Origin of the sequence: Aquabacterium sp. (assembly GCF_048860245.1) — a bacterium.
Lineage (GTDB): Bacteria > Pseudomonadota > Gammaproteobacteria > Burkholderiales > Burkholderiaceae_C > Aquabacterium.
Genome location: NZ_JBLIZW010000089.1, coordinates 1 through 21,896, shown reverse-complemented (window position 1 = coordinate 21,896; position 21,896 = coordinate 1). Strand labels below are relative to the sequence as shown.

Below are 21,896 nucleotides of genomic sequence, written 5' to 3'. Positions count from 1 at the left end.
CGGGCGCCGATGGGAATCCCGCGATCATTCCATCCACGTTCACGGTGTCCAGCATCCGCCAGGAGGCCGGTGTGGGTGACCGTCTGGCCCCTGTGCCGCCGCGCGAGTTCGATAACCTGGTGCCTCATGCGCCCAACAAGGACATGGGTGGTCAGATCGTATCGATCTACGGTGAAGCCCTGACCGCGGGTCAAAACCAGATCGTGGTGCTCAATCGTGGCAGCCAGGATGGCATGGAGCGTGGTCATGTGATGGCGCTGTGGCGCGACGGCAAGGTGATGCGCGACGCTGTGTCGGGTGACCGTGCCGTGATCAAGCTGCCAGACGAGCGTCATGGCTTGCTGTTTGTCTTCCGCGTGTTCAATCGCATGTCGTATGCCTTGATCCTGTCCGCACAGGATCCGGTGAAGGCAGGGGATCGCTTCACGCAACCTTGACCGCAGGATCGAGGGTGGCGGATCCCCCATGAGGGGCGGCCGCAGATCCTCGGCCTTGACGGACACTAGGGCGCCGGGCGCATGTCACACCCAGTGTGTGAGGTGGCCCGGCGTTGTTGCGTCTGGAGAAGGGAAAGGTTGGCATGGATCGGGATGAGTTGTGGGCTTGGTTGCGTTTGCTCCTCACGCCCCACGTGGGGCCGGTGACCGCGCGGCGCTTGCTGGCCAATCTGGGCTCCCCGCAAGCCATTTTTTCGGCATCGCCCGCAGCCTTGGCATCGCTTGTGTCGGCTCGCGAGGTGGCCGCGTTGACGGAGGTTCCGCCCGACTTGCATCCGCAAGGGGTGGCGACGCAGAAGTGGCTGGCCGAGGGCTCGGGGGATCGGCATCTGCTGACGCTGGCGGATCCGCGATACCCCGCCCGCTTGCTGGCGGCCGCCAACCCACCCCTGGTGCTGTTTGCTCAAGGGCAGCTGGCTGCGTTGCAAGGGCCTGCTGTGGCGGTGGTGGGTAGCCGCCACCCCACGCCACAAGGGGCCGACAATGCGCGCGCTTTTGCCCGGGCGCTGGCGCAAGCGGGTGTGACCGTGGTGTCTGGGCTGGCGCGAGGGGTGGACGCCGCTGCGCATGAGGGCGCCATGGATGCGCCCGAGGGCCGAACGGTGGCGGTGTTGGGCACGGGCATCGATGTGATCTACCCGAAGGCGCATGCCGCGCTGGCGCAGCGCATCACGCAGCATGGCTTGCTGCTCAGTGAGTTTTTGCTGGGGACGGGGCCGCTGCCGGCGCATTTCCCCAAGCGCAATCGCATCGTGGCGGCGCTGGCCCAAGGCACCTTGGTGGTCGAAGCCGCCGTGCAGTCAGGGTCGCTGATCACGGCGCGGCTGGCGCTGGACATGGGGCGCGAGGTGCTGGCCATACCCGGCTCGATCCATTCGCCGCAGTCGCGCGGGTGTCATGCGCTGATCCGCCAAGGCGCCAAACTGGTCGAGACCGCACAGGATGTGCTGGAGGAGTTGCATGTGTCGGCGCCGGAGGGCGGGGCAGAGCCGACCATGCTGACATCGCCGGACGAGGGCGATGCGTCTTTGGATCCCCTCTTGGCCGCCATGGGCTACGACCCGGTCAGCCAGGAAGCCTTGTCTGCCCGAACGGGCTGGGGGCCGGCCGAATTGGGGGCACGCCTGTTGGAGCTGGAGCTGCTGGGGCAGGTGGCGCGTTTGCCCGGGCAGTTGTTTCAGCGTGTGGGTGCAGCCTGAGTTCGGCGCGCGGCTCTGGTGATAATCATGACCGTGACCACCATCAAGTACCTGGGCCTGGTGCCCTACGAACCCACGATGGCTGCCATGGCGGCCTTCACCGAGCAACGCGCGCCCGACACGCCGGACGAGATCTGGATTTGCCAGCATCCGCCGGTGTACACGCAGGGACTGGCGGGCAAGGCGGAGCACGTGCTGCTCAATCCGCCCGGGCCCGATCACATCCCGGTGGTGCAGACCAATCGGGGCGGGCAGGTGACGTATCACGGCCCCGGGCAGGTAGTTGCCTACCCCTTGCTGGACCTGCGTCGCCGGGGCTACTTCGTCAAGGAGTACGTGTACCGACTGGAAGAGGCCATCATCCGTACGCTGATGCACTTCGGCGTGACCGGGCACCGGGTGGCGGGGGCGCCGGGCATTTATGTGCGCGTGAACGATCCGTTTGCGCACGCCGCGTTGACCGAGCCGCCCGATCCCCGTGATCCGTTCAAGGGCTTGGGCAAGGTGGCCGCACTGGGCATCAAGGTGACGCAGCATTGCACCTACCACGGCATGTCCTTGAATGTGGACATGGACCTGACGCCGTTTGGTCGCATCAACCCCTGCGGCTATGCGGGTTTGGCCACGGTGGATCTGGCCTCGATCGGCGTGCAGGTGAGTCCGGAAGAAGTGGCTGCCGTGCTGGCAGGGCACCTCGACAGTCGCTTGGCCCCCTGAGCGAGCCCGAATCGGCTACAGTGGCAGACCGGCTGCGCTACCCGCTGCGGCCGTTTTGTCAGGCCTGCTGACCCGGCGGGCCATGCCTTCATCTACTTTGCGACATGACTTCAGAACGCACGCCCACCCCACCGGCTGATGAGCAGCCCGCGGCGCCCGCCGCTTACGACCCGACGGCCAAACAGAAGGCGCAGGCCAAGACCTCGCGCATTCCCATCAAGGTGGTGCCGGCCAGCGAAATTCTGAAGAAGCCCGACTGGATTCGCGTGAAAGCCGGCTCGCCCAGCACGCGCTTTTACGAGATCAAGAACATCTTGCGCGAGCACAAGCTCAACACCGTGTGTGAAGAGGCCTCGTGCCCGAACATCGGTGAGTGCTTTGGTCACGGCACGGCCACCTTCATGATCATGGGGGACAAGTGCACCCGTCGCTGCCCCTTCTGTGATGTGGGGCACGGTCGCCCCGATCCACTGGATGTGAACGAGCCCGCCAACCTGGCCAAGACCATTGCCGCGCTCAAGCTCAAGTACGTGGTGATCACCTCGGTGGACCGCGATGACCTGCGCGACGGTGGCGCTGGCCACTTTGTGGAGTGCATCCGGCAGATTCGTGAGCTGTCGCCGCAGACGCGCATTGAAATCCTGGTGCCCGACTTCCGTGGTCGCGATGATCGCGCGCTGGAGATCCTGAAGGCCGCACCGCCCGATGTGATGAACCACAACCTGGAGACCTCGCCCCGCCTTTACAAAGAGGCGCGCCCGGGTTCCGACTATCAGTTCAGCCTGAATTTGCTCAAGAAGTTCAAGGCCCTGTTCCCCGAGATCCCCACCAAGAGCGGCATCATGGTGGGCTTGGGCGAAACCGACGAAGAGGTCTATCAGGTGATGCGTGACATGCGCGCGCACAACATCGACATGATCACGATCGGACAGTATCTGGCGCCGTCCGGCCACCACCTGCCGGTGCGCCGCTACGTTCACCCCGATACCTTCAAAGCCTACGAGCAAGCCGCGCTGGACATGGGCTTCACCCACGCCGCCGTGGGTGCCATGGTGCGCAGTTCGTATCACGCGGACAAGCAGGCCATGCAGGCCGGAGTGCAGGTCTGACGGTTCAGGCGGGTGCCGACATGAAAAAGGGAGCCTCAAGAGGCTCCCTTTTTGTTGGGCGAGGTCAGCGTAGGATCACTTGAACCACGACAGGATGCGCTGCCAGAGCTTGCGGAAGAATCCGGCTTCTTCCACGGCGTCTTGCGCCACCAGGGCTTGCTCGCCTTGCACCTGACCATCCAGGGTGATCACGACCTTGCCCACCACGGCGCCCTTGGCAAATGGGGCGGTCAGGTCGGGGTTGAGGGTGACCGTGGACTTGATCTCGGCGGCATGGCCGCGGGGGATCGTGGCGGTCACGTCTTGCGCAGGCACGGCCTTGACGGTGTCCACCTTGCCAAAGCGCACGGGGGCCTCGGCCATCACGGTGCCAGCGGCCACGGGCTTGACGTTTTCGTAGTTGGCAAAGCCCCAGTTGAACAGCGCGCGGGTTTGGTCGGCACGATCCTGCATGCTCGACGTGCCCATCACCACCGAGATCAGTCGCTGGCCGTTGCGCTTGGACGAGGCGGTCAGGCAGTAGCCGGCTTCTTCGGTGTGGCCGGTCTTGAGACCATCCACGGTGGGGTCGGTGTACAGCAGGGCGTTGCGGTTGCCTTGCTTGATGCCGTTGAAGGTGAAGTCCTTCTCGGCGTAGATGCTGTAGTACTCGGAGCTGTCACGGATGATGGCGCGCGCCAGCGTGGCCAGGTCACGGGCCGAGGCCTTGTGTGCGGGGTCAGGCAGGCCGGTGGCGTTCATGAAGTGGGAGTTCTTCATGCCCAGGCGTTGCGCCTCGTTGTTCATCAGCGTGGCAAAAGCCGGCTCGTTGCCAGCCAGGTGTTCGGCCACGGCCTTGGAGGCGTCGTTACCGGACTGGATGATGATGCCGCGCAGCATGTCGATCACCGAGGCCGAGCTGTTGAGCGGCAGGTACATGCACGATTCGGCGCTGGTGCCGCGGCACCAGGCGTATTCGCTGACGTGCACCGGGTCCGTGGGCTTGAGTCGGCCGGACTTCAGGGCTTGCTCGACGATGTAGCTGGTCATCATCTTGGTCATGGACGCCGGCGGCAGGGGCTGGTCTGCGTTGGATTCGGCCAGAACGCGGCCCGAATCAAAGTCCATGACGATGTAGGCCTTGTTGGTCAGCGGGGGCGGAGGCGCCACCGTGACAGCAGCGTGGGCGGCGGCGACGAGACCCACGGCGAGCGTGAGGGCGGTCAGAGGCTGGGCGAACCAGCGCAGGCGGGCATTCATGGTTGGGTATCCGTGTCGTGGCGTAACGGGCCTCAAGCACTCTGTTTGAGGCGAGGCGACATTGTCGCAAAGGCCGGCCGCACTTGTGTGACGTGGGCGAGCCTTTGAGTGGATCAGTCTTGTTTGGCGGCGGCTTGGTCCAGCGTGCGCGCGTGGGCAATCGTGGCGTGGAACAGCATCAGCACATTGCGCAGCACGTCTTCCAGCGGCGTGCGGCATTTGTCGACCACCCATTGGGTGGTGACGCGGGTGCAGGCGCCCACCAGGCCGCTGGCCATCATGAGGTGGTCCAGCTTGTGCTGGGCCAGTCGCGGAAACATCTGCTGCATGAAGCCAGCAATCAGGTGCGCAAAGTCTTGCGTGGTCTGGTCGGTGACCGAGGCCATGCCTTCACCGGCGTTGAGCGCATCAATCAGGGCCACACGGGCGCGCCGGGGGTCATCACGCACGAAGGTGAGGAAGGTGCGCAGCGCCGCTTCGGCCAGCTTTTCAGGCTGTGGTTCGCACTGGGCGAGGGTCAGCACCGTGGCCTGCATCAACTCTCGGTTGACCGAGATGTAGACGGCACGGAACAGCGCTTCCATGCTGTCGAACGATTCGTAGAAATAGCGGGAGGTCAATTGGGCGCGACCACACACATCTCGCACGGTGGAGTGGTGGTAGCCCTGGTCCCCGAAGACGGCCAGACCGGCCTCGATCAAGCGTGCCTGACGCTGGCGTTGGCGTTCCTGCGGATCCACGCCCCCATAGCGTCGGCCAATCGGCCCTGAAGCAGAGGGGGGTGGAGGGTTTTCCCTGTTTCTGGAAACAACCATTGTCAAATACTATTTTTGAAATTAACCATTGTCAAATCGCCTCATGTCAATGAGGCCCGACAAGGTGGGGCATCTTGCCTGAGCTTTGCGCTGGAGCCAATGAGGCAAACGCGGGTTCTGGCCAGTTGTGCCCCCCGGCTTCTGGGGGGCGCAGGCCTGATTTTCCTCTACACGGACCGAGATTGATCCATGAAGCAATTCAAAAACAAGGTGGCAGCCATCACGGGGGCTGCATCGGGCATGGGCCGCACGCTGGCGCTGGAATTGGCTCGCCGCGGCTGTCATCTGGCATTGAGTGATGTCAATGAGGCCGGGTTGGCCGAGACGGCGCAACTGGCAACCAAGCTGGGCGTGAAGGTCACCACCGCCAAGGTCAATGTGGCCAAGCGTGACGAGATGGTGGCGTGGGCTGACCAGGTGGTGCGCGACCACGGCAAGGTCAATCTGATTTTCAACAATGCCGGGGTGGCGTTGGGCGCCTTCCTGGAAACCGTCAAGCCCGAAGATTTCGAATGGATCATGGGCATCAACTTCTGGGGCGTGGTGTGGGGAACCCAGGCGTTCTTGCCGCATTTGAAGAAGGCGGGCGAAGGCCACATCATCAACACGTCGAGCTTGTTTGGTTTGCTGGCGCTGCCCACGCAGGGCACCTACAACAGCAGCAAGTTTGCGGTGCGGGGGTTCACCGAGGCCTTGCGTCAGGAGCTGGATCTGGAGAACTGCGGCGTGAGCGCCACCTGCGTGCACCCGGGTGGCATTCGGACCAACATCGCGCGTGATGCCCGCATGGACAACAGCATCACGGCCAAGACGGGCAGCAGCGCGGAAGCCGCCAAGCGCCGCTTCGACAAGATGCTCAACACCACAACGGCTGAGAGCGCAGCCCTGCAGATCCTGCGTGCGGTCGAGGGGAACAAGCGGCGCGTGCTGGTGGGGCCAGATGCCAAGTTCCTGGACAAGATCGTGCGCATTTTCGGGTCCTGGTATCAGCCGCTGACCACGTATTTTTCTCGCAAGACCATGATGGGTTGATGCCTCGACGGCACGTCATCCCTACCCGACCCGATTGACCAGGAGTGTTGTGATGTCAGCTCTTCCGCGTTTGGATGCAACTCAGGAAGCACAGGCTCAGCCTTTGATTCAGCGGTACCAGCCTCCAGCCAATCTGCGTGAACGCATCATGGCGCCGCTGCTGCGGGCCGCCATGCGGTTTGGGGTGAAGCCCTTCTTTGGTCCGCCGTGGCCCTTTGCGGTTCAGCGCTTGGCCATTGGTGCCGGGGCACGATTGATGCCGCAAGATCGCCGTGCGGTGGTGACGCATGAGCGCATCGGTGCCTTGCCTGTGGAGCGCATTCGCCCGCGTGATGCGCAAGCCACGCAGCATGTCATTCTGTACCTGCATGGTGGCGGCTTTATCGCGGGCAGCCCTCGCACGCACCGTCCCATCACGCGTCGTTTGTGTGCGTTGACGGGCGCCACTGTGATCGTGCCGGACTACCGGCTTGGACCTGAGGCGCGCTTTCCAGCTCAGATTGATGATGCCCTGATGTGCTACCAGGCTTTGCTGGCAGAAGGGTGGCGTGGCGAGCAAATCGTGGTGGCGGGCGATTCGGCGGGCGGTTCCTTGACGTACATGCTGTCGGCGATCGCGGCCCAGAAAGGGTGGCCGCAGCCTGCGGGTCTGGTGATGATCTCGCCAGCCTTGCAGTTTGATGCCATGTTGCATGCGACCGACCATCCCAAGTCCGCGGCGGACCCGGTGATCCGACTGTCGCTGGCCGAGTCAGTGATGGCGGCACTTCAGGTGCCCATGAGCCACCCTTGGGCCGATCCGATGAAGCAGGACCTCTCGAGCCTGCCGCCCACCTTGCTGCAGGTGGGTGAAGACGAAGTGCTGTACGACAGCGCCGACTGGCTGGTGCGTGAGGCTACCGCCGCCGGCCGCCCAATCGAGATGGAGGTCTACATGAAGCGCTGGCACGTGTTTCATGTGCACGCCGGGTTGTTGCCCAGTGCCGATCGCGCCCTGATGCGCATCGCAGAGTTCATGCAGCGCCAGTGGGCGGCGTGAACAAAAAAGCCCTGCTGAGCAGGGCTTTTTACTTTGGGGCGCCTCAGGCGAAGCTGAAATGCTCCTGATCCATTTGCATGAGTGCACGGGTGGGTGACAGCATGCTTTGCTTGTGACCATCGGCGCGTGGCAGCAGTCGCTCGAAGTAGAACTCGGCGGTTTGCAGCTTGGCTTGATAGAACTCGGCGGTGTCCTTGCCGCCTTGCTTCAACTTGGCTTGCGCAACCAGCGCTTGCTTGAGCCAGAAGTGCCCCATCATCACGAAGCCTGAATACATCAGGTAGTCGTAGCAGGCGGCGCTCACGGTGTCGCGGTCTTTGGCGGCGCGCAGCATGATGCGCAAGGTCAAAGCCTTCCATTGCAGGGCGCGCTTGGCTGCGGCACGTGCCATCTTGCCAATGGGGCCGCCGTCCAGCAGATGCGGCTTGGCTTGCGCCAGCATCTCGTTGGTGAAGTCCTTGATGCACTTGCCGCGGGTGGTCAACAGCACCTTGCGGCCCAGCAGGTCCAGCGCCTGGATGCCGGTGGTGCCTTCGTACAGCGTGGAGATGCGCGCATCGCGTGCGATCTGCTCCATGCCGTGTTCCTTGATGTAGCCATGGCCGCCAAAGACCTGCATGCCCAGGTTGGCGCACTCCAGGCCCATTTCGGTGATGAAGCCCTTGAGGATGGGGGTGTAGAAGCCCAGCTTGTCGTCATACGCTTCGTACTGCGCCTGGTCGCCGGTGCCCACGGCCGTCACCATCAAGTCGGCCAATTTGGCCGCGTGGTAAATCATGCCGCGCGCCCCTTCTGCAATGGCGCGCTGGGTCAGCAACATGCGGCGCACGTCGGCGTGCCAGATCAGGGCATCGGCCACATGGTCGGCGTCCTTCTTGCCGGACAGAGCGCGCATGGATCGACGCTCCTTGGCGTAGGGCAGGGACCCTTGGTACGACAGTTCGGCATGCGCCAACCCCTGCACGGCGGTGCCGATGCGGGCGGTGTTCATGAACGTGAACATGGCTTCCAGGCCCTTGTTGGGCTCGGCAATCATGTAGCCAACCGCCTCGTCGAAGTTCATGACGCAGGTGGCTGATGCGCGGATGCCCATCTTGTGTTCCAGTGCGCCAGCCTTCACCGGGTTGCGCGCACCCAGCGTGCCATCGGCATTGATCAGGAACTTGGGCACGATGAACAGCGAGATACCGCGCGTGCCCTTGGGGGCATCGGGCAGACGGGCCAACACGATGTGGATGATGTTGTGAGCCAAGTCGTGCTCGCCGGCCGAGATGAAGATCTTGGTGCCGGTGATCTTGTAGGTGCCGTCGGCCTGGGGCTCCGCCTTGGTCTTGACCTGGCCCAGGTCGGTGCCGCATTGGGGCTCCGTCAGACACATGGTGCCGGTCCACTCACCGCTGACCAGCGGGGGCATGTAGGTCTTCTTCTGGGCATCGCTGCCAAACTGGAAAATGGTGTTCATGCAGCCCAGGCTCAGGCCCGGATACATGGTGAAGGACCAGTTGGCCGTGCCCATCATTTCTGATTTGAGCAGGTTCAGGGACATGGGCAACTCTTGGCCGCCGTATTCCTTGGGGTGGGAGATGCCTTGCCAGCCGCCCGCCACGTATTCGGCATAGGCCTCTTTGAAGCCTTTGGGGGTGGTGACCTCGCCATCGTGAATGGTGCAGCCCTCTTGGTCGCCCGACAGGTTCAGGGGCGCCAGCACTTCCTCGCAAAACGTGGCGCAGCCTTCCATGATGGCGTCGACCATGTCTGGGGTGGCATCTTCGGCGTTGGGCAGCGTGGCGTAGTGCCCGGCGTAGTCGAACACTTCATTGAGCAAGAAGCGCATGTCGCGCAGTGGCGCCTTGTATTGCGGCATGAGTCACCTCAAATGTTGTCTGCCCGGTTCGGGCTTTGTCTGATCACGGATCAAACGATCGTTCATTTCAAACGAATGTTTGAATCAGGCGAATTTATACCGCAGCGACGCACCGTTGTGCGAGGTTCGTTTGGCTTGGGGCCTTAAACGAGGGGTGTGTGCTCATAAAAAACCCCGCTGATCGGGCGGGGGAAAAAGGAAAGAGGTGCGGCGGCCGCACCTCTTCAACTTCGGGAGCAAAGGTCGAATTACAGGCCCAACAGCTTGTACACAGGCTGCAGCAGGGTGTCCAGCCAACCTGGCACGCTGGTGTTTTGCGTGTTCTTCTGGGTTTCGAAGGCACGGATCGGGGTGCCGGAGCCATCGATCAGGTCATCCACGACCACCTTCAGGCTGCTGATGTTGGCTTCCTTGATGGCGGTGCCTGCAAAGGTGACGGTGGTCAGCGTGTGCGACTTCAGCAGGTCGCGGTAGAAGGGCACGTAGTAGCCCACGTTGGGGTACGGCTTCATGCCGTCTACCCACTTGTTGACTTCCACGGTCCATTTCTTGTTCAGCAGCGTGTCGCGTGGCGTGCCGGATGCGGCGGCGGCGATCTCGGGGTAGAACGAGGTGTACGAGAAGGCCGAGTAAATGCCGTCTTGCTGCAGCGTGCTGAAGTTCAGGCGGTCGTTCGGGAAGATTTTGGCCAGGCCCGTGCTCAAGGAGCCCAGGTTGTCGGCGGTGCCAGCGTAGGGGTACTTGGTCAGCAGTTTGGTGACCAGGCCGTCTGCGCCATCCAGGCCCCACACGTCACGGATCTTGTTGTGCAGGTGCACGGACGGCGAGACGTCGGGGCTGTCGGTGCGGTTGACCTGGAACAGCGGGCCCGAGTCCGCCAGCAGGGCCGACTTCTTCGGGTTCATGGCGTTGCGCAGCCAGGCGTAGTTGGCCGTGCTGCCGGCACCGCCCGCCGAGAAACCGGTCACCAACAACTGAGCGGGTTGTTTGAAGTTGGCGCCCAGCCATTGCGCCATGGCGTAGCCGTTGACACTGCCGCGGTGATACTGAATGCGTGGATTGGCGGGGTCGGCGTCCGAGTAGGCCGTGACCTTGTTGCCGGTGTGCACGTCACCCGTGCAGTACGGGGCGTACACGATGTTCCAGCTTTGAGTCTGAACCGACTGCAGCGGATGCAGACGCATCGAGAATGGCGTGATCAAGCCACCCAGCGCCACGCCGGACAAACCGCCGTTGAGCACGCTGAGGATGTTGGTCATGTAGTCCGTGGGGACGCCGTTCGGATTGGATGCCGACAGGATGGACAGCCCCAGTGGTCCGGAGCCTTTGCCCGCGCAGGCGTTTTGATCCCAGCAGGCGCCACCGCCTTCAAAGATCACCACGGTCTTGGAGGTGAAGGGGGTCTTGTTGACGAAGAAGCGATACGGCGTGCCGTTGCCGCACGAAGCGCCCGTGCTGGCGGGCAGGGTCACGGCCTCCCACTGAAGGTACGCGGCAGAAGCCGCTGCGGGGGCCAAGGCAGCCAGCAGGGCCAGTTGAGGCAGACGAATCAGTCGCATGGTCAGGAATCTCTCTGAGTGAGGCGAACTGTCGTCAGCCGCCGTGGTTGTATTCAGCACTCAGTCTATGAATCCGTGGCATTTGACGCGATTCGGATAACGCCTGCTCAGGGTAACCCGAGGCTGTCGGGAACTCACCTAGCGAAACAGAATGCGATGTGATAAACGCGACTAGGTTCCAAATACGGACAGAATCCCGGTGTAGCCGTATAGGTGGTGTCGCGCGATTTCGCCGCCAGCGAAGAAGCCAACCAAGGGGATGTCGCCCAAGGCGTGCGCAATGATGGCCATCTCTGCGTGGGGCGCACCAAAGTGATGGCCGCCGCGACCTGCGCAGCTGATGTAGATGGCGCCGGCAGGTGGGCGTCCAGGGTGGTCCGTCGGATCAAATTCTTCGCGGATTTCCGCGCAAATGCGGATCAGGTCTTGGCGCGCCGCTTGTGCATGTCGCTGACAGAACGCCAGTTGCATGCCCGGGGTGATCATGTCGCTGACGGCCAGCCCTTGCCGCGCCGGGTCCAGCCCGATCAGATGCCGAACACGGGTGTCGGCCCCGAAATGCGCGCCGTGCGCCATGAGCGCTTCATCGGCTTCGCTGATGCCCACCAGTGTGGCTCGCATGCGGGGCAGGGCGTCACGAGGCCAGTCGGGGGCGGTCACCGTGGTGTTGACGCCCAAGTCTTGCAGCAGGCACTGCAGTGCCGGTTGACCGTCCAGTTCGTAGACGATGTTGCGCTCGCAGGCCGTGACTTCTCTGCGTGGACCGACGGGTTCACATCCCTGGGTCACGCGCGACACGATGCGCACGCGCTGGTTAAACGCCACCCCGGACAAACCACCCTGCCACAGGCCTTGATCCGGTGTCTGGGCAGATTGCCCCATGGGGTCAGCGCCGTGCGGGTCCAGCGCCAGGTGCACATGGTTGGCGGCTCGCCCTGCGCTCAGCCCACCAAACAAAAAGCCTGTTTCCGTTCGCTCGGCCAGCTCCGCCAGCAAGTCCGGCAGGTCGGGCGTCTGCCCGTCTGCGTGAACTTGAGCGGTGTGGGTGTGCCAAGCGCCAATCTTGTCGCCGACCAGCTCACGCAGCGGACCAGAGTGTCGCCACGACGACAAGGCTGGCAAGGGTTGGCGTCCGTGAAAGAGTCGGAAGTTTTCAGCCGGGAGGTTGCACACCATGACCACCAGCGCGGGCTCATCGGCATATTCCACCTCGTTGGCGAGGACGCCCACCCCTACCGCGCCCACCCAAGCCACGTTGGGTAAGCGGTGATGCAAGCCAGCCAGCACCACACTGGCCTCGGCAGCCAGGTCATCGGTCAGATACACCCAGCCCAAGGTCGGTTGCATCTCGGCGACCCCTTGGGATGCCAGTTGTGCCCACACCAACTCCAATGCCAACTCCGCACGAGGATGGGTCCCGTGGGCACACACAAAGCGCAAGGGTGGCGATGGGGGCACGATGCGGCTCCAGCTTGTCAGCGCTTGCTGGCTCGGGGGCGAGGGGCCGCGGTTTTGTTGGCCGGCTTGCTGGCAGTTTTGCGACCGGTCTTGCTGGCGGGGGACTTTTTGGCCGATGCCGATGTGGCGGCAGGCTCACTGGCTGACTGCGCGGCCGCAGCGGTGGCCGCTTGCGCCTTGGCCATCATGTCGGTCATCGAGGCGCCCACACTCTCGCCAACGGATTGCGCCGTTTGCGTGGCCTGTGTCGCCAGATGCGAGAACTGCTGAGTGAGCGTGTTCCACCACTGCATGGGATTCACCATGTCGGCGCCAGCTGACTCGCTGGCTTCCGTGGGGGTGCTCGGCTGCGCCGAGTCTGGCGTGGATGCCTCCGGGGGCGTCACAGGGGTGTCGGGCACGCGGGCCATCAACTTTTCCCGCAGGGCGTCGACCGACACATTCATGCCTTTGAGCGTCGACAGCGTCATGCGCTGCACCTCCAGGCCCTGAATCGTCATGGCGATCATGCGTGCGTTCTGCTCCAGCCAGAACTGAACCGTCTTGAGGTCCTGAATGCGCTTGTCCAGTTCTTCAGGGTCCAGCGTGGGCATGCTCCAGGCGGGCATGCCGGGAGCTGACTGTTTGCCCGCCAAATGCGGCAGTGCGCTGCCAGCGGCTTTCAGCCAGTCTTGGAAAAAATTCAGACCGCCTCCCAAGCCGCCAAAAGCGGAATGATCAGAGGTGGAGCCAGACGGATCAGGGGTGCCGGGGCGCGTGGGCATGCGAAGTTCCTTCCAAAATGGGCGGAGGGCAAAACGGGGCAGTCCAATGGCTTGATTGTGCGCTTCCTTCAACGCGCTGCGAAGACATCTTCGGGTTGCACCGCATAATCGGCGGCTTCATGCAACGCCGAAATCTGTTTTCTCATCTTGCCCGTCTTGCTGCCGCGATGGCTTGGCAGCAGGTGATGGCGACCAGTGCGCACGCGCAAAGCGTGGTGCCGGAGGTCTGGCTGCCGACTGCAGACGCCTTCACCCTGGGTGTGGCCAGTGGTGAGCCTCGCCCGGATGCCGTGGTGATTTGGACGCGTCTGGCCCCGCAGCCGCTGACCCCCGATGGCGGCATGCCACCTCGGCCGGTGCCCGTGCGCTGGGACATCGCATTGGATGAGCGCTTTGCGCGCATTGTGCGCAACGGCGTGGCCACCGCGCACCCGGATGCCGGGCACAGTGTCCATGTCGACGTCAACGGCTTGCAACCTGATCGAACCTATTTCTACCGCTTTGAGGCGGGTGGCCAGCGCAGCCCGGTCGGACGTACCCGCACCGCACCGGCGCCCGACACCGCCACGGGCCACCTGCGCGTGGCGTTGGCATCTTGTCAGCACTACGAGATGGGTTACTTCACAGCCCATCGCGAGATTGCCGCAGCCGATGTGGACCTCGTGCTCTTTGTGGGCGATTACATCTATGGGTCGCAAGCGCGTGCCTACCAGCGCGTGCGCCGCCATCCTCACGTGATGCCGCCGGTGGCCGAACGCAACTTGGCGCATTACCGGATGCACCATGCGGCCTACAAGCTCGATGCGGACCTGCGCGCCAGCCATGCCGCTCACCCCTGGTTGCTGACGTGGGATGACCATGAAGTCGCTGCCGACTACGCGGGCTTGAGCAGCGCGGAGTTGGGCGACCCCGAACTGTTCTTGCGCGTGCGCACGGCGGCATACCGCGCGTATTTCGAGCACATGCCCCTGTCGCCACACCGTGCGCCGGTGGGGCCCAGCATGCCGCTGCACGGCCACTATCAGTGGGGCAGGTTGGCAGAGTTCTGGACTGTCGACACGCGCCAGTACCGCGATGGCGCCGTGTGTGCCGGCGTTCACGCGCCCTTCGATGGCAAGCTGCTGTGGCGCTGTGACGCGGCCAAAGCGCCCGAACGCACGATGCTGGGACAAAGTCAGGCCTATGAACTGGAGGCCGAGTTGGCGTCCAGCGAGCGCGACTGGAAGTTCATTGTGCAGACCACGCAGGTGGCACCAGGTGTGGTGCGCACCCCGTTGGGCCCCTTGATCTACGCCGACGGATGGGATGCTTATCCTGCCGCACGCCAGCGTTTGCTGGAGGCCATTGCGCAGCCACGCGTCCCCAACGTGGTGTGTCTGGGCGGGGACGTCCATCGTCATGTGGCAGCGGCCTTGCGCCTGGACCCGAATGATCCGGCCTCACCCGTGATCGCCAGCGAAATCGTGACCACCTCCATCAGCAGCCAGGGCTTGAGCGAGCTTCTCACCAGCTGGATGAAACGCTCCAATCCTGACTTGCTGCATGTGCGCAGCGACGAGCGAGGCTATGTGCTGCTCGATGTCACGCCCCAGCAAATCACCTGCGAGTTCAGGGCGACCGCCCATCCGGTGCGAGCGGACAGCCGCTTGCGTACCCAGGCACGCTATGCGATTGATCGGGGTGTGCCGGGCCCTCGCAAACTGTGAGCGGCGCTTTCAGTTCAGTCTGAGCCGACTGTGAGCCGGGACGTTGGCCAGCAGAAAGTCCATCTGATCGGCCACGATGCGCCGGCCTCGCAAGATCATGTCCTCATACAAGCTGGGGACGTATGGCAAGTAATGCATGGACCAGCCGAGCTCCTGCAGTGTCCGGCTTCCTTTGCGGCCATTGCATGAGCGGCAGGCCGTGATGCAGTTCATCCAGGTGTCTTGCCCGCCGCGGGACTTGGGGTGAATGTGCTCACGGGTCAAGTCATCCCATGGCGTGACCTGCCCGCAGTAGGCACACACCTGTCGGTCACGTGCAAACAGCTTGGGGTTGGACAGCGACGGCTGTTGACGCCACGCCCGGCTTGGCATGGCCCCTCTCACGGCAATGATGGGATGCAGGTCCAGCCGGGACGGCAGTCCGGTCAGTCGCTGTGTCCCCCCTCTGAGCACCATGAAAGGGTCGCCCACCGTCCAGGCGATTTGGTCGGTGGCATACAGCAGCGCAGCGTCCCTGGCCGATAGCCAAGCCTGGGGGCGCCCCGAAACGTCCAGTTGCAGCACGTTCATACCATCCTCGAGAGATGATGATGAGCACAGAATAGTGCAGCTTGTGTGACGATCTCAACCGTTGTCGACTCGTTTGCGGGGAGAGGTTGTTGCGTTAAGGGGAAACCCTGACCTTCTGTGCATCTTTACCTGATTCAGGGGGTGACATCCCCAGACTTGGCGAAAAAAATTTATCCACAAGTCACACAGGCGCCATCATTTTCTGCAAAATAGCACGACCGTTCGTTTTATTTTGAGGACTGCCTGTGGCCCAACTGTCTGCCCATGACGCCCACACCACCCATGAGGTGGCGCGTGAGCGTGGGCGCGGGGCGCACAAAGGTCAGCAGACCCGCGCCGCCATCTTGGAGGCCGCATTGAGCCTGGCTTCGCAGATGGGCATCGAGGGCCTGTCGATCGGGGCCTTGGCCGAGGTCACCGGCATGAGCAAGTCGGGCGTGTTTGCCCACTTTGGCTCGCGCGAAGAGTTGCAGATCTCGGTCATCCGCGAGTATCACGAGCGTTTCGAGGAAGAAGTTTTCCGTCCAGCCATTGCGCAACCCCGCGGCTTGCCGCGCCTGCGCGCCCTGGTCAAGAACTGGGTGAGCAAGGTGGCGACGGAAATTGACTCCGGTTGCATCTATATTAGTGGCGCCGTCGAATTCGACGATCGCCCCGGTCCGGTGCGTGATGCCCTGGCAGGCATGGTCCTGTTGTGGCATGGCGCATTGGAGAAAGCCATCCGCATCGCGATTGATGTTGGGGACCTGCGCCCTGACACCGATCCCATGCAGATGCTGTTCGAGATCCACGGCCTGATTCTGTCCTTGCACCACGACGCGCGCTTCTTGCGTTCGCCGGGTGCGGTGGAGCGGGCCCGCGTGGCGTTTGAGCGTGTCATCCAGTTCTATGCACTGGGGGCCGCCGCAATGCCTGCAGGAGCTGCAGTGCCTTCGGGTGCTGCGACCGCCGGGGGGGCGTCAGCGCCTTCGGCACCCCTTTGATACCCACTTCATTTTTTTAACGAGCCTTTCTCTCCGAGGAGCTTCACGATGCCTTCTTACAATCCTCCGCTGCGCGACATGCAATTCGTGATGCACGAACTGCTGGGCGCTGTCGACGAACTGAAGCAGATCCCCAAGTACGCTGATCTGGATGTCGATACCGTCAATGCCGTGCTGGAAGAAGGCGGCAAGTTCGCTTCGCAAGTCATCGCTCCTCTGAACCTGGTGGGCGACGTGCAAGGTTGCGTCCTGAACAAGGAAACACACGAAGTCACGACGCCTGAAGGCTTCAAGGAAGCCTACAAGCAGTACGTCGAAAACGGCTGGTCTGCTCTGTCGGCTGACCCAGAATTCGGTGGTCAAGGTCTGCCTCAGCTGATCAACCAGGCCATCTATGAAATGAACAACTCGGCCAACCAGGCCTGGACCATGTACCCCGGCCTGAGCCACGGCGCTCACGCTTGCCTGGAAGTGCACGGCACGCCTGAGCAAAAGGCAACCTACCTGCCCAAGCTGACCTCTGGCGAATGGACCGGCACGATGTGCTTGACCGAGCCACACTGCGGTACCGACCTGGGCCTGCTGCGCACCAAGGCTGAGCCTGTTGGCGACGGCACCTACAAGATCACTGGCCAGAAGATCTTCATCTCTGCTGGTGAACACGACATGGCCGAGAACATCGTTCACTTGGTCCTGGCTCGCTTGCCTGACGCACCTGCTGGCTCCAAGGGCATCTCCCTGTTCGCCGTGCCCAAGTTCAACGTGAACGCTGATGGTTCCATCGGTTCGCGCAACGGCATCTACTGCGGCGGCCTGGAGCACAAGATGGGCATCCACGGTAACGCCACGGCACAAATGGTGCTGGACGAAGCCATCGGTACCTTGGTGGGCCAACCTCACCGCGGCCTGCCAGCCATGTTCGTGATGATGAACGGCGCACGTCTGGGCGTGGGTAACCAATCGCTGGGTCTGACCCAAGTGGCTTACGAAAACGCTGTGACCTACGCCAAGGACCGCATCCAGATGCGTGCCCTGTCTGGCGCCAAGCGTCCTGACCTGGCTGCTGACCCCATCATCGTTCACCCCGATGTGCGTCGCATGCTGCTGACCGCTCGTGCTTACGCTGAAGCCGCTCGTGCGCTGGTGTACTTCACCGCTATCGAACTGGACAAGGAACACAACCACCCTGACGAAGCCGTCCGCAAGGAATCTGGCGACACCGTCGCTCTGCTGACTCCGATCGTCAAGGCCTTCATCACCGAAAACGCCTTCAAGGCCACGGTGGAATGCCAACAGGTCTACGGCGGCCACGGCTTCATCCACGAGTGGGGCATGGAGCAGTTCGTGCGTGACGCACGTATCAACATGATCTACGAAGGCACGAACACCGTGCAATCGCTGGACCTGTTGGGTCGTAAGGTCCTGGGCGACGCTGGCGCCAAGCTGACCAAGTTCGGCAAGCTGGTGGGTCGTTTCGTCAAGGAAAACGCCGACAACGCCGAAATGCAAGAGTTCACCAAGCCTTTGGCTGACCTGGGTCAGAAGGTGCAAGCCTTCACCATGGAAATCGGCATGAAGGGCATGCAGAACCCTGACGAAGTCGGCGCCGCCGCTTTCGACTACCTGCGTGTCGTGGGCCACATGGTCTACGCCTACTTCTTCGCCCGCATGGCCAAGATCGCGCTGGAAAAGCAATCTTCTGGCGACAAGTTCTACATCGCCAAGCTGGCCACCGCTCGCTTCTACTTCGCCAAGCTGCTGCCTGAAGTCGAGACCCTGATGGTCACGGCCAAGGCCGGTCTGAAGCCCCTGATGGAAATGGACGAAGCCCTGTTCTAATCGACAGGTTCTTCCGAGGGAGGGGGACACTCCTCCCTTGCTGCCATTTCACCTCAATCTGAAGTTCCCCTAGGAGAGAACATGAGTCAATTCAACGTGCGCAAGGTGGCCGTGCTCGGCGCCGGCGTGATGGGTGCACAGATCGCTGCCCACCTGGTCAACTGCAAGGTGCCGGTCGTTCTGTTCGACCTGCCCGCCAAGGAAGGCCCGAAGAACGGTATCGTCACCAAGGCCGTCGAAAACCTGAAGAAGCTGAAGCCAGCTCCTCTGGGCGTGGCCGAAGACGCAGCGCTGATCCAGCAAGCCAACTACGAAGAGCACCTGGAAGTGCTGCGTGGCTGCGACCTGATCATCGAAGCCATCGCCGAACGTCTGGACTGGAAGGAAGATCTGTACAAGAAGATCGCTCCGTTCGTCAACGACAACGCCATCCTGGCCACCAACACCTCCGGTCTGTCCATCACGGCCATGGCCAACGTGTTGCCTGAGCAACTGCGTTCGCGCTTCCTGGGCATCCACTTCTTCAACCCTCCGCGCTACATGGCGCTGCTGGAGCTGATCCCCACCGAGTTCACCGCTCCTGAAGTGGTCGACAAGCTGGAAACCTTCTCCACCTCCGCTGTGGGCAAGAGCGTCATCCGCGCTTACGACACCCCCAACTTCGTCGCCAACCGCGTTGGCGTGGCCGGCATGCTGCTGACCTTCCGCGAAGTCGAGAAGTCTGGCCTGGGCTACGACATCGTTGACGACCTGACCGGCAAGAAGCTGGGTCGCGCTTCGTCCGCGACTTTCCGTACCGCTGACGTGGTCGGTCTGGACACGATGGCGCACGTCATCAAGACCCTGCAAAACGGTGCCAAGGACGATCCTTTCAACGGCGCGTTCGAAACGCCCGCAGCCCTGACTTCTCTGATCGAGAAGGGCTTCCTGGGTCAGAAGACCAAGCAAGGTTTCTTCAAGAAGGAAGGCAAGACCATCCTGCAGTTCAGCGCTGCCACGGGTGAGTACGTTGCTGCTGGCGGCAAGGCCGACAAGGAAGTCGTTGACATCCTGAAGAAGCCCGCTGCCGAGCGCCTGAAGGCTCTGCGTGAGTCTGCCAACCCTCAAGCGCAATTCGTGTGGGCCATCCTGCGCAACAGCTTCCACTACGCTGCTGTGACCCTGGAGTCCATCGCTGAATGCGCTCGCGACATCGACTTCGCCATGCGTTGGGGCTTCGGCGCCAAGCAAGGTCCTTTCGAGCTGTGGCAAGAAGCCGGCTGGAAGCAAGTGGCTGAGTGGATCAAGGCTGACATCGACGAAGGCAAGGCCCTGTCGTCGGCTCCGCTGCCCGCTTGGGTGTTCGACGGCCGCGACGGTGTCCACACCGCCGAAGGTTCCTGGTCGCCCAAGGCTGGCAAGTACGTGCCTCAGCGCAACCTGCCTGTCTACAAGCGTCAGTTCTTCCGTGAAGACGTGCTGGGCTCCAACGCCCCTGCCGCGACCACCGCTGGCAAGACTCTGTTCGAAGACGGTGCCATCCGCCTGTGGACCCTGGACGACGAAGTGGTCATCGCTTCGATCAAGTCCAAGATGCACACCATCAGCGAAGCTGTGACCAACGGTCTGGTCAAGGGCCTGGAAATCGCTGAAGCCGGCTACAAGGGCATGGTCATCTGGACGCAAGACGGCCCCTTCTCCGCTGGTGCCGACCTGCAATCGATGATGCCTGCATTCATGAACGGCGGCGGCAAGGCCGTGGCTCCGTTCGAGAAGGCTCTGCAAGACTTCATGCTGTCGCTGCGCTACTCCAACGTGCCGACCGTTGCTGCCATGCACGGTCTGGCCCTGGGCGGCGGTTGCGAACTGGCTGTGCACGCTGCCAAGCGCGTGGCTGCCATGGAAACCTACGTGGGTCTGGTCGAAGTCGGCGTGGGTCTGATCCCCGGCGGCGGCGGTCTGGCTTACCTGGCTCGCCGTGCTGCTGAGCTGCTGGAACCCTCCAAGGGCGTGTCCGGCCAAGTCGGCGGTGAACTGATGGGCTTCCTGAAGGAAGGCTTCCAGGCTGCGGCCATGGCCAAGGTCGGTACTTCTGCGATCGAATCGCGCAAGTTCGGCTTCCTGATCGACGGCGACATCATCGTTCCTCACAAGGACGAAGTGCTGCACGTGGCCATCGCTCAAGTCAAGGCCATGTACGAGTCGGGTTACCGCGCTCCTGCCAAGAAGCTGATCCCTGTGGCTGGCCGCAACGTCAAGGCCACGCTGCAATCGTCGCTGATCAACATGCGTGATGGCGGCTTCATCTCGGCTCACGACTACTACATCAGCTCCTGCATTGCAGACGTGCTGACCGGTGGTGACGTCGACGCTGGCACCCTGGTGAGCGAGGAATACCTGCACGCCCTGGAGCGCAAGCACTTCTGCACGCTGCTGGACAACCCCAAGACGCAAGAGCGCATCATGGGCATGCTGTCGACCGGCAAGCCTGTCCGCAACTGATCGATCGGAGACAAACACATGTCTAAACAACTTCGTGACGTTTACGTCGTCGCTGCTACCCGTACCCCGATCGGCAAGTCTGGCCGCGGCGTGTTCAAGAACACCCGTCCGGACGATCTGCTGGTGGCCACCATCAAGAACGCCCTGAAGCAAGTTCCGACCCTGGATCCTGCTGCCATCGAAGACGCCATCGTTGGCTGCGCGATGCCTGAAGGCGAACAAGGCATGAACGTGGCCAAGATCGCCACGCTGCTGTCGGGTCTGCCCAAGACCGTGGCCGGTGCCACCGTGAACCGCTTCTGCGCGGCCGGTATCACTGCCGTGTCGATGGCTGCTGACCGCATCCGTGTGGGCGAAGCCGAAGTCATGATCGCCGGTGGCGTGGAATCCATGTCCATGGTGCCCATGGGCGGTTCCAAGCCTTCGTTCAACCCCGCCGTGGTGAACCTCGACGAAAACGTCGGCATCGCTTACGGCATGGGCATGACCGCCGAGAAGGTGGCTGAGCAGTGGGGCATCACCCGCGCTGAGCAAGACGCTTTCGCGACCGAATCGCACCGCCGCGCCATCGCTGCGCAACAAGCTGGCTTCTTCGACGCTGAAACCACACCGATCGAAGTCGAAGTGCGTACGCCTAACCTCGAAACCGGCGAAGTGACCATCACCAAGAAGGTCATCACCCGCGACGAAGGCGCTCGTCCTGACACCTCCGTGGAAGGTCTGGCCAAGCTGCGTCCCGTGTTCGCTGCCAAGGGTTCGGTCACGGCCGGTAACTCGTCGCAGACGTCTGACGGCGCTGGCTGCCTGATCCTGGCTTCGAAGGAAGCTTGCGAGAAGTACGGTCTGAAGCCTCTGGCCAAGTTCGTGGCGTTCGCCGTCAAGGGCGTGCCTCCCGAAATCATGGGTATCGGCCCGATCGAAGCCATTCCAAAGGCCCTGGAATACGCTGGCCTGAAGGCCTCCGACATGGACTGGGTTGAGCTGAACGAAGCGTTCGCTGCTCAATCGCTGGCCGTGCTGAAGGA

General features: G+C 62.6%; 17 protein-coding genes and 1 pseudogene. 11 read left to right on the top strand and 7 right to left on the bottom strand.

What is annotated here, in order from left to right; translation table 11 throughout:
• The 4 genes and pseudogenes from ACMV18_RS10330 to lipA form a co-directional block, all read left to right on the top strand.
• Positions 1-437 (top strand): annotated as a pseudogene (locus ACMV18_RS10330) (peptidoglycan-binding protein); the annotation flags it as partial.
• A gap of 143 nt (positions 438-580) precedes the next feature.
• Complete coding sequence (gene dprA, locus ACMV18_RS10325) at positions 581-1,696, top strand: DNA-processing protein DprA (protein WP_420817767.1); 1,116 nt, start codon at positions 581-583, stop codon at positions 1,694-1,696.
• A 27-nt stretch (positions 1,697-1,723) separates the two neighbouring features.
• A complete protein-coding gene (gene lipB, locus ACMV18_RS10320) occupies positions 1,724-2,413 on the top strand; it encodes a lipoyl(octanoyl) transferase LipB (protein ID WP_374258950.1) in 690 nt (229 codons plus the stop codon).
• A 104-nt stretch (positions 2,414-2,517) separates the two neighbouring features.
• The gene (gene lipA / locus ACMV18_RS10315; RefSeq protein ID WP_420817766.1) at positions 2,518-3,522 is read left to right on the top strand and encodes a lipoyl synthase; all 1,005 of its coding nucleotides are present in this window, start codon (positions 2,518-2,520) and stop codon (positions 3,520-3,522) included.
• 75 nt (positions 3,523-3,597) lie between these two features.
• On the opposite strand, the gene ACMV18_RS10310 is transcribed toward lipA, so the two are convergent.
• Together ACMV18_RS10310 and ACMV18_RS10305 are read right to left on the bottom strand one after the other, a co-directional pair.
• Positions 3,598-4,761: a D-alanyl-D-alanine carboxypeptidase family protein gene (locus ACMV18_RS10310; protein WP_420817765.1), complete on the bottom strand. Its 1,164-nt coding sequence runs from the start codon at positions 4,759-4,761 to the stop codon at positions 3,598-3,600.
• 113 nt (positions 4,762-4,874) lie between these two features.
• Positions 4,875-5,501 (bottom strand): TetR/AcrR family transcriptional regulator, encoded by a 627-nt coding sequence (locus ACMV18_RS10305; RefSeq protein WP_420817764.1) that lies wholly within the window; start codon positions 5,499-5,501, stop codon positions 4,875-4,877.
• 264 nt (positions 5,502-5,765) lie between these two features.
• Here ACMV18_RS10305 and ACMV18_RS10300 point away from each other — a divergent pair, with 264 nt between their 5' ends.
• Positions 5,766-6,608 (top strand): SDR family NAD(P)-dependent oxidoreductase, encoded by an 843-nt coding sequence (locus ACMV18_RS10300; RefSeq protein WP_374259028.1) that lies wholly within the window; start codon positions 5,766-5,768, stop codon positions 6,606-6,608.
• Between the two features lie 52 nt (positions 6,609-6,660).
• Positions 6,661-7,647 (top strand): alpha/beta hydrolase, encoded by a 987-nt coding sequence (locus ACMV18_RS10295; RefSeq protein ID WP_420817763.1) that lies wholly within the window; start codon positions 6,661-6,663, stop codon positions 7,645-7,647.
• A 43-nt stretch (positions 7,648-7,690) separates the two neighbouring features.
• Here ACMV18_RS10295 and ACMV18_RS10290 read toward each other — a convergent pair whose 3' ends face one another.
• From ACMV18_RS10290 to ACMV18_RS10275, 4 genes are all read right to left on the bottom strand, one after another.
• Positions 7,691-9,511 carry an acyl-CoA dehydrogenase C-terminal domain-containing protein gene (locus ACMV18_RS10290; RefSeq protein WP_420817762.1) on the bottom strand — a complete coding sequence of 607 codons (1,821 nt, stop codon included), beginning with the start codon at positions 9,509-9,511 and terminating at the stop codon, positions 7,691-7,693.
• A gap of 248 nt (positions 9,512-9,759) precedes the next feature.
• A complete protein-coding gene (locus tag ACMV18_RS10285) occupies positions 9,760-11,070 on the bottom strand; it encodes a pectin acetylesterase-family hydrolase (RefSeq protein ID WP_420817761.1) in 1,311 nt (436 codons plus the stop codon).
• Positions 11,071-11,241: 171 nt separating this feature from the next.
• Positions 11,242-12,528, bottom strand: a complete 1,287-nt coding sequence (locus ACMV18_RS10280) for an FIST signal transduction protein (RefSeq protein ID WP_420817760.1) — start codon at positions 12,526-12,528, stop codon at positions 11,242-11,244.
• A 17-nt stretch (positions 12,529-12,545) separates the two neighbouring features.
• Complete coding sequence (locus tag ACMV18_RS10275; protein ID WP_420817759.1) at positions 12,546-13,292, bottom strand: PhaM family polyhydroxyalkanoate granule multifunctional regulatory protein; 747 nt, start codon at positions 13,290-13,292, stop codon at positions 12,546-12,548.
• 167 nt (positions 13,293-13,459) lie between these two features.
• Here ACMV18_RS10275 and ACMV18_RS10270 point away from each other — a divergent pair, with 167 nt between their 5' ends.
• On the top strand, positions 13,460-14,998 hold the full coding sequence (locus tag ACMV18_RS10270) for an alkaline phosphatase D family protein (protein ID WP_420817758.1): 1,539 nt from the start codon (positions 13,460-13,462) through the stop codon (positions 14,996-14,998).
• Between the two features lie 9 nt (positions 14,999-15,007).
• On the opposite strand, the gene ACMV18_RS10265 is transcribed toward ACMV18_RS10270, so the two are convergent.
• Positions 15,008-15,568 carry an HNH endonuclease gene (locus tag ACMV18_RS10265; RefSeq protein WP_374259021.1) on the bottom strand — a complete coding sequence of 187 codons (561 nt, stop codon included), beginning with the start codon at positions 15,566-15,568 and terminating at the stop codon, positions 15,008-15,010.
• Positions 15,569-15,813: 245 nt separating this feature from the next.
• Here ACMV18_RS10265 and ACMV18_RS10260 point away from each other — a divergent pair, with 245 nt between their 5' ends.
• The 4 genes from ACMV18_RS10260 to ACMV18_RS10245 form a co-directional block, all read left to right on the top strand.
• Positions 15,814-16,551 carry a TetR/AcrR family transcriptional regulator gene (locus tag ACMV18_RS10260; RefSeq protein WP_374259020.1) on the top strand — a complete coding sequence of 246 codons (738 nt, stop codon included), beginning with the start codon at positions 15,814-15,816 and terminating at the stop codon, positions 16,549-16,551.
• A gap of 48 nt (positions 16,552-16,599) precedes the next feature.
• Positions 16,600-18,390: an acyl-CoA dehydrogenase C-terminal domain-containing protein gene (locus ACMV18_RS10255; protein WP_374259019.1), complete on the top strand. Its 1,791-nt coding sequence runs from the start codon at positions 16,600-16,602 to the stop codon at positions 18,388-18,390.
• Between the two features lie 81 nt (positions 18,391-18,471).
• Positions 18,472-20,871 (top strand): 3-hydroxyacyl-CoA dehydrogenase/enoyl-CoA hydratase family protein, encoded by a 2,400-nt coding sequence (locus tag ACMV18_RS10250; RefSeq protein ID WP_420817757.1) that lies wholly within the window; start codon positions 18,472-18,474, stop codon positions 20,869-20,871.
• 18 nt (positions 20,872-20,889) lie between these two features.
• Positions 20,890-21,896, top strand: a 1,007-nt coding sequence (locus ACMV18_RS10245) for an acetyl-CoA C-acyltransferase (RefSeq protein ID WP_420817756.1), incomplete at its 3' end; no start/stop codon positions are given.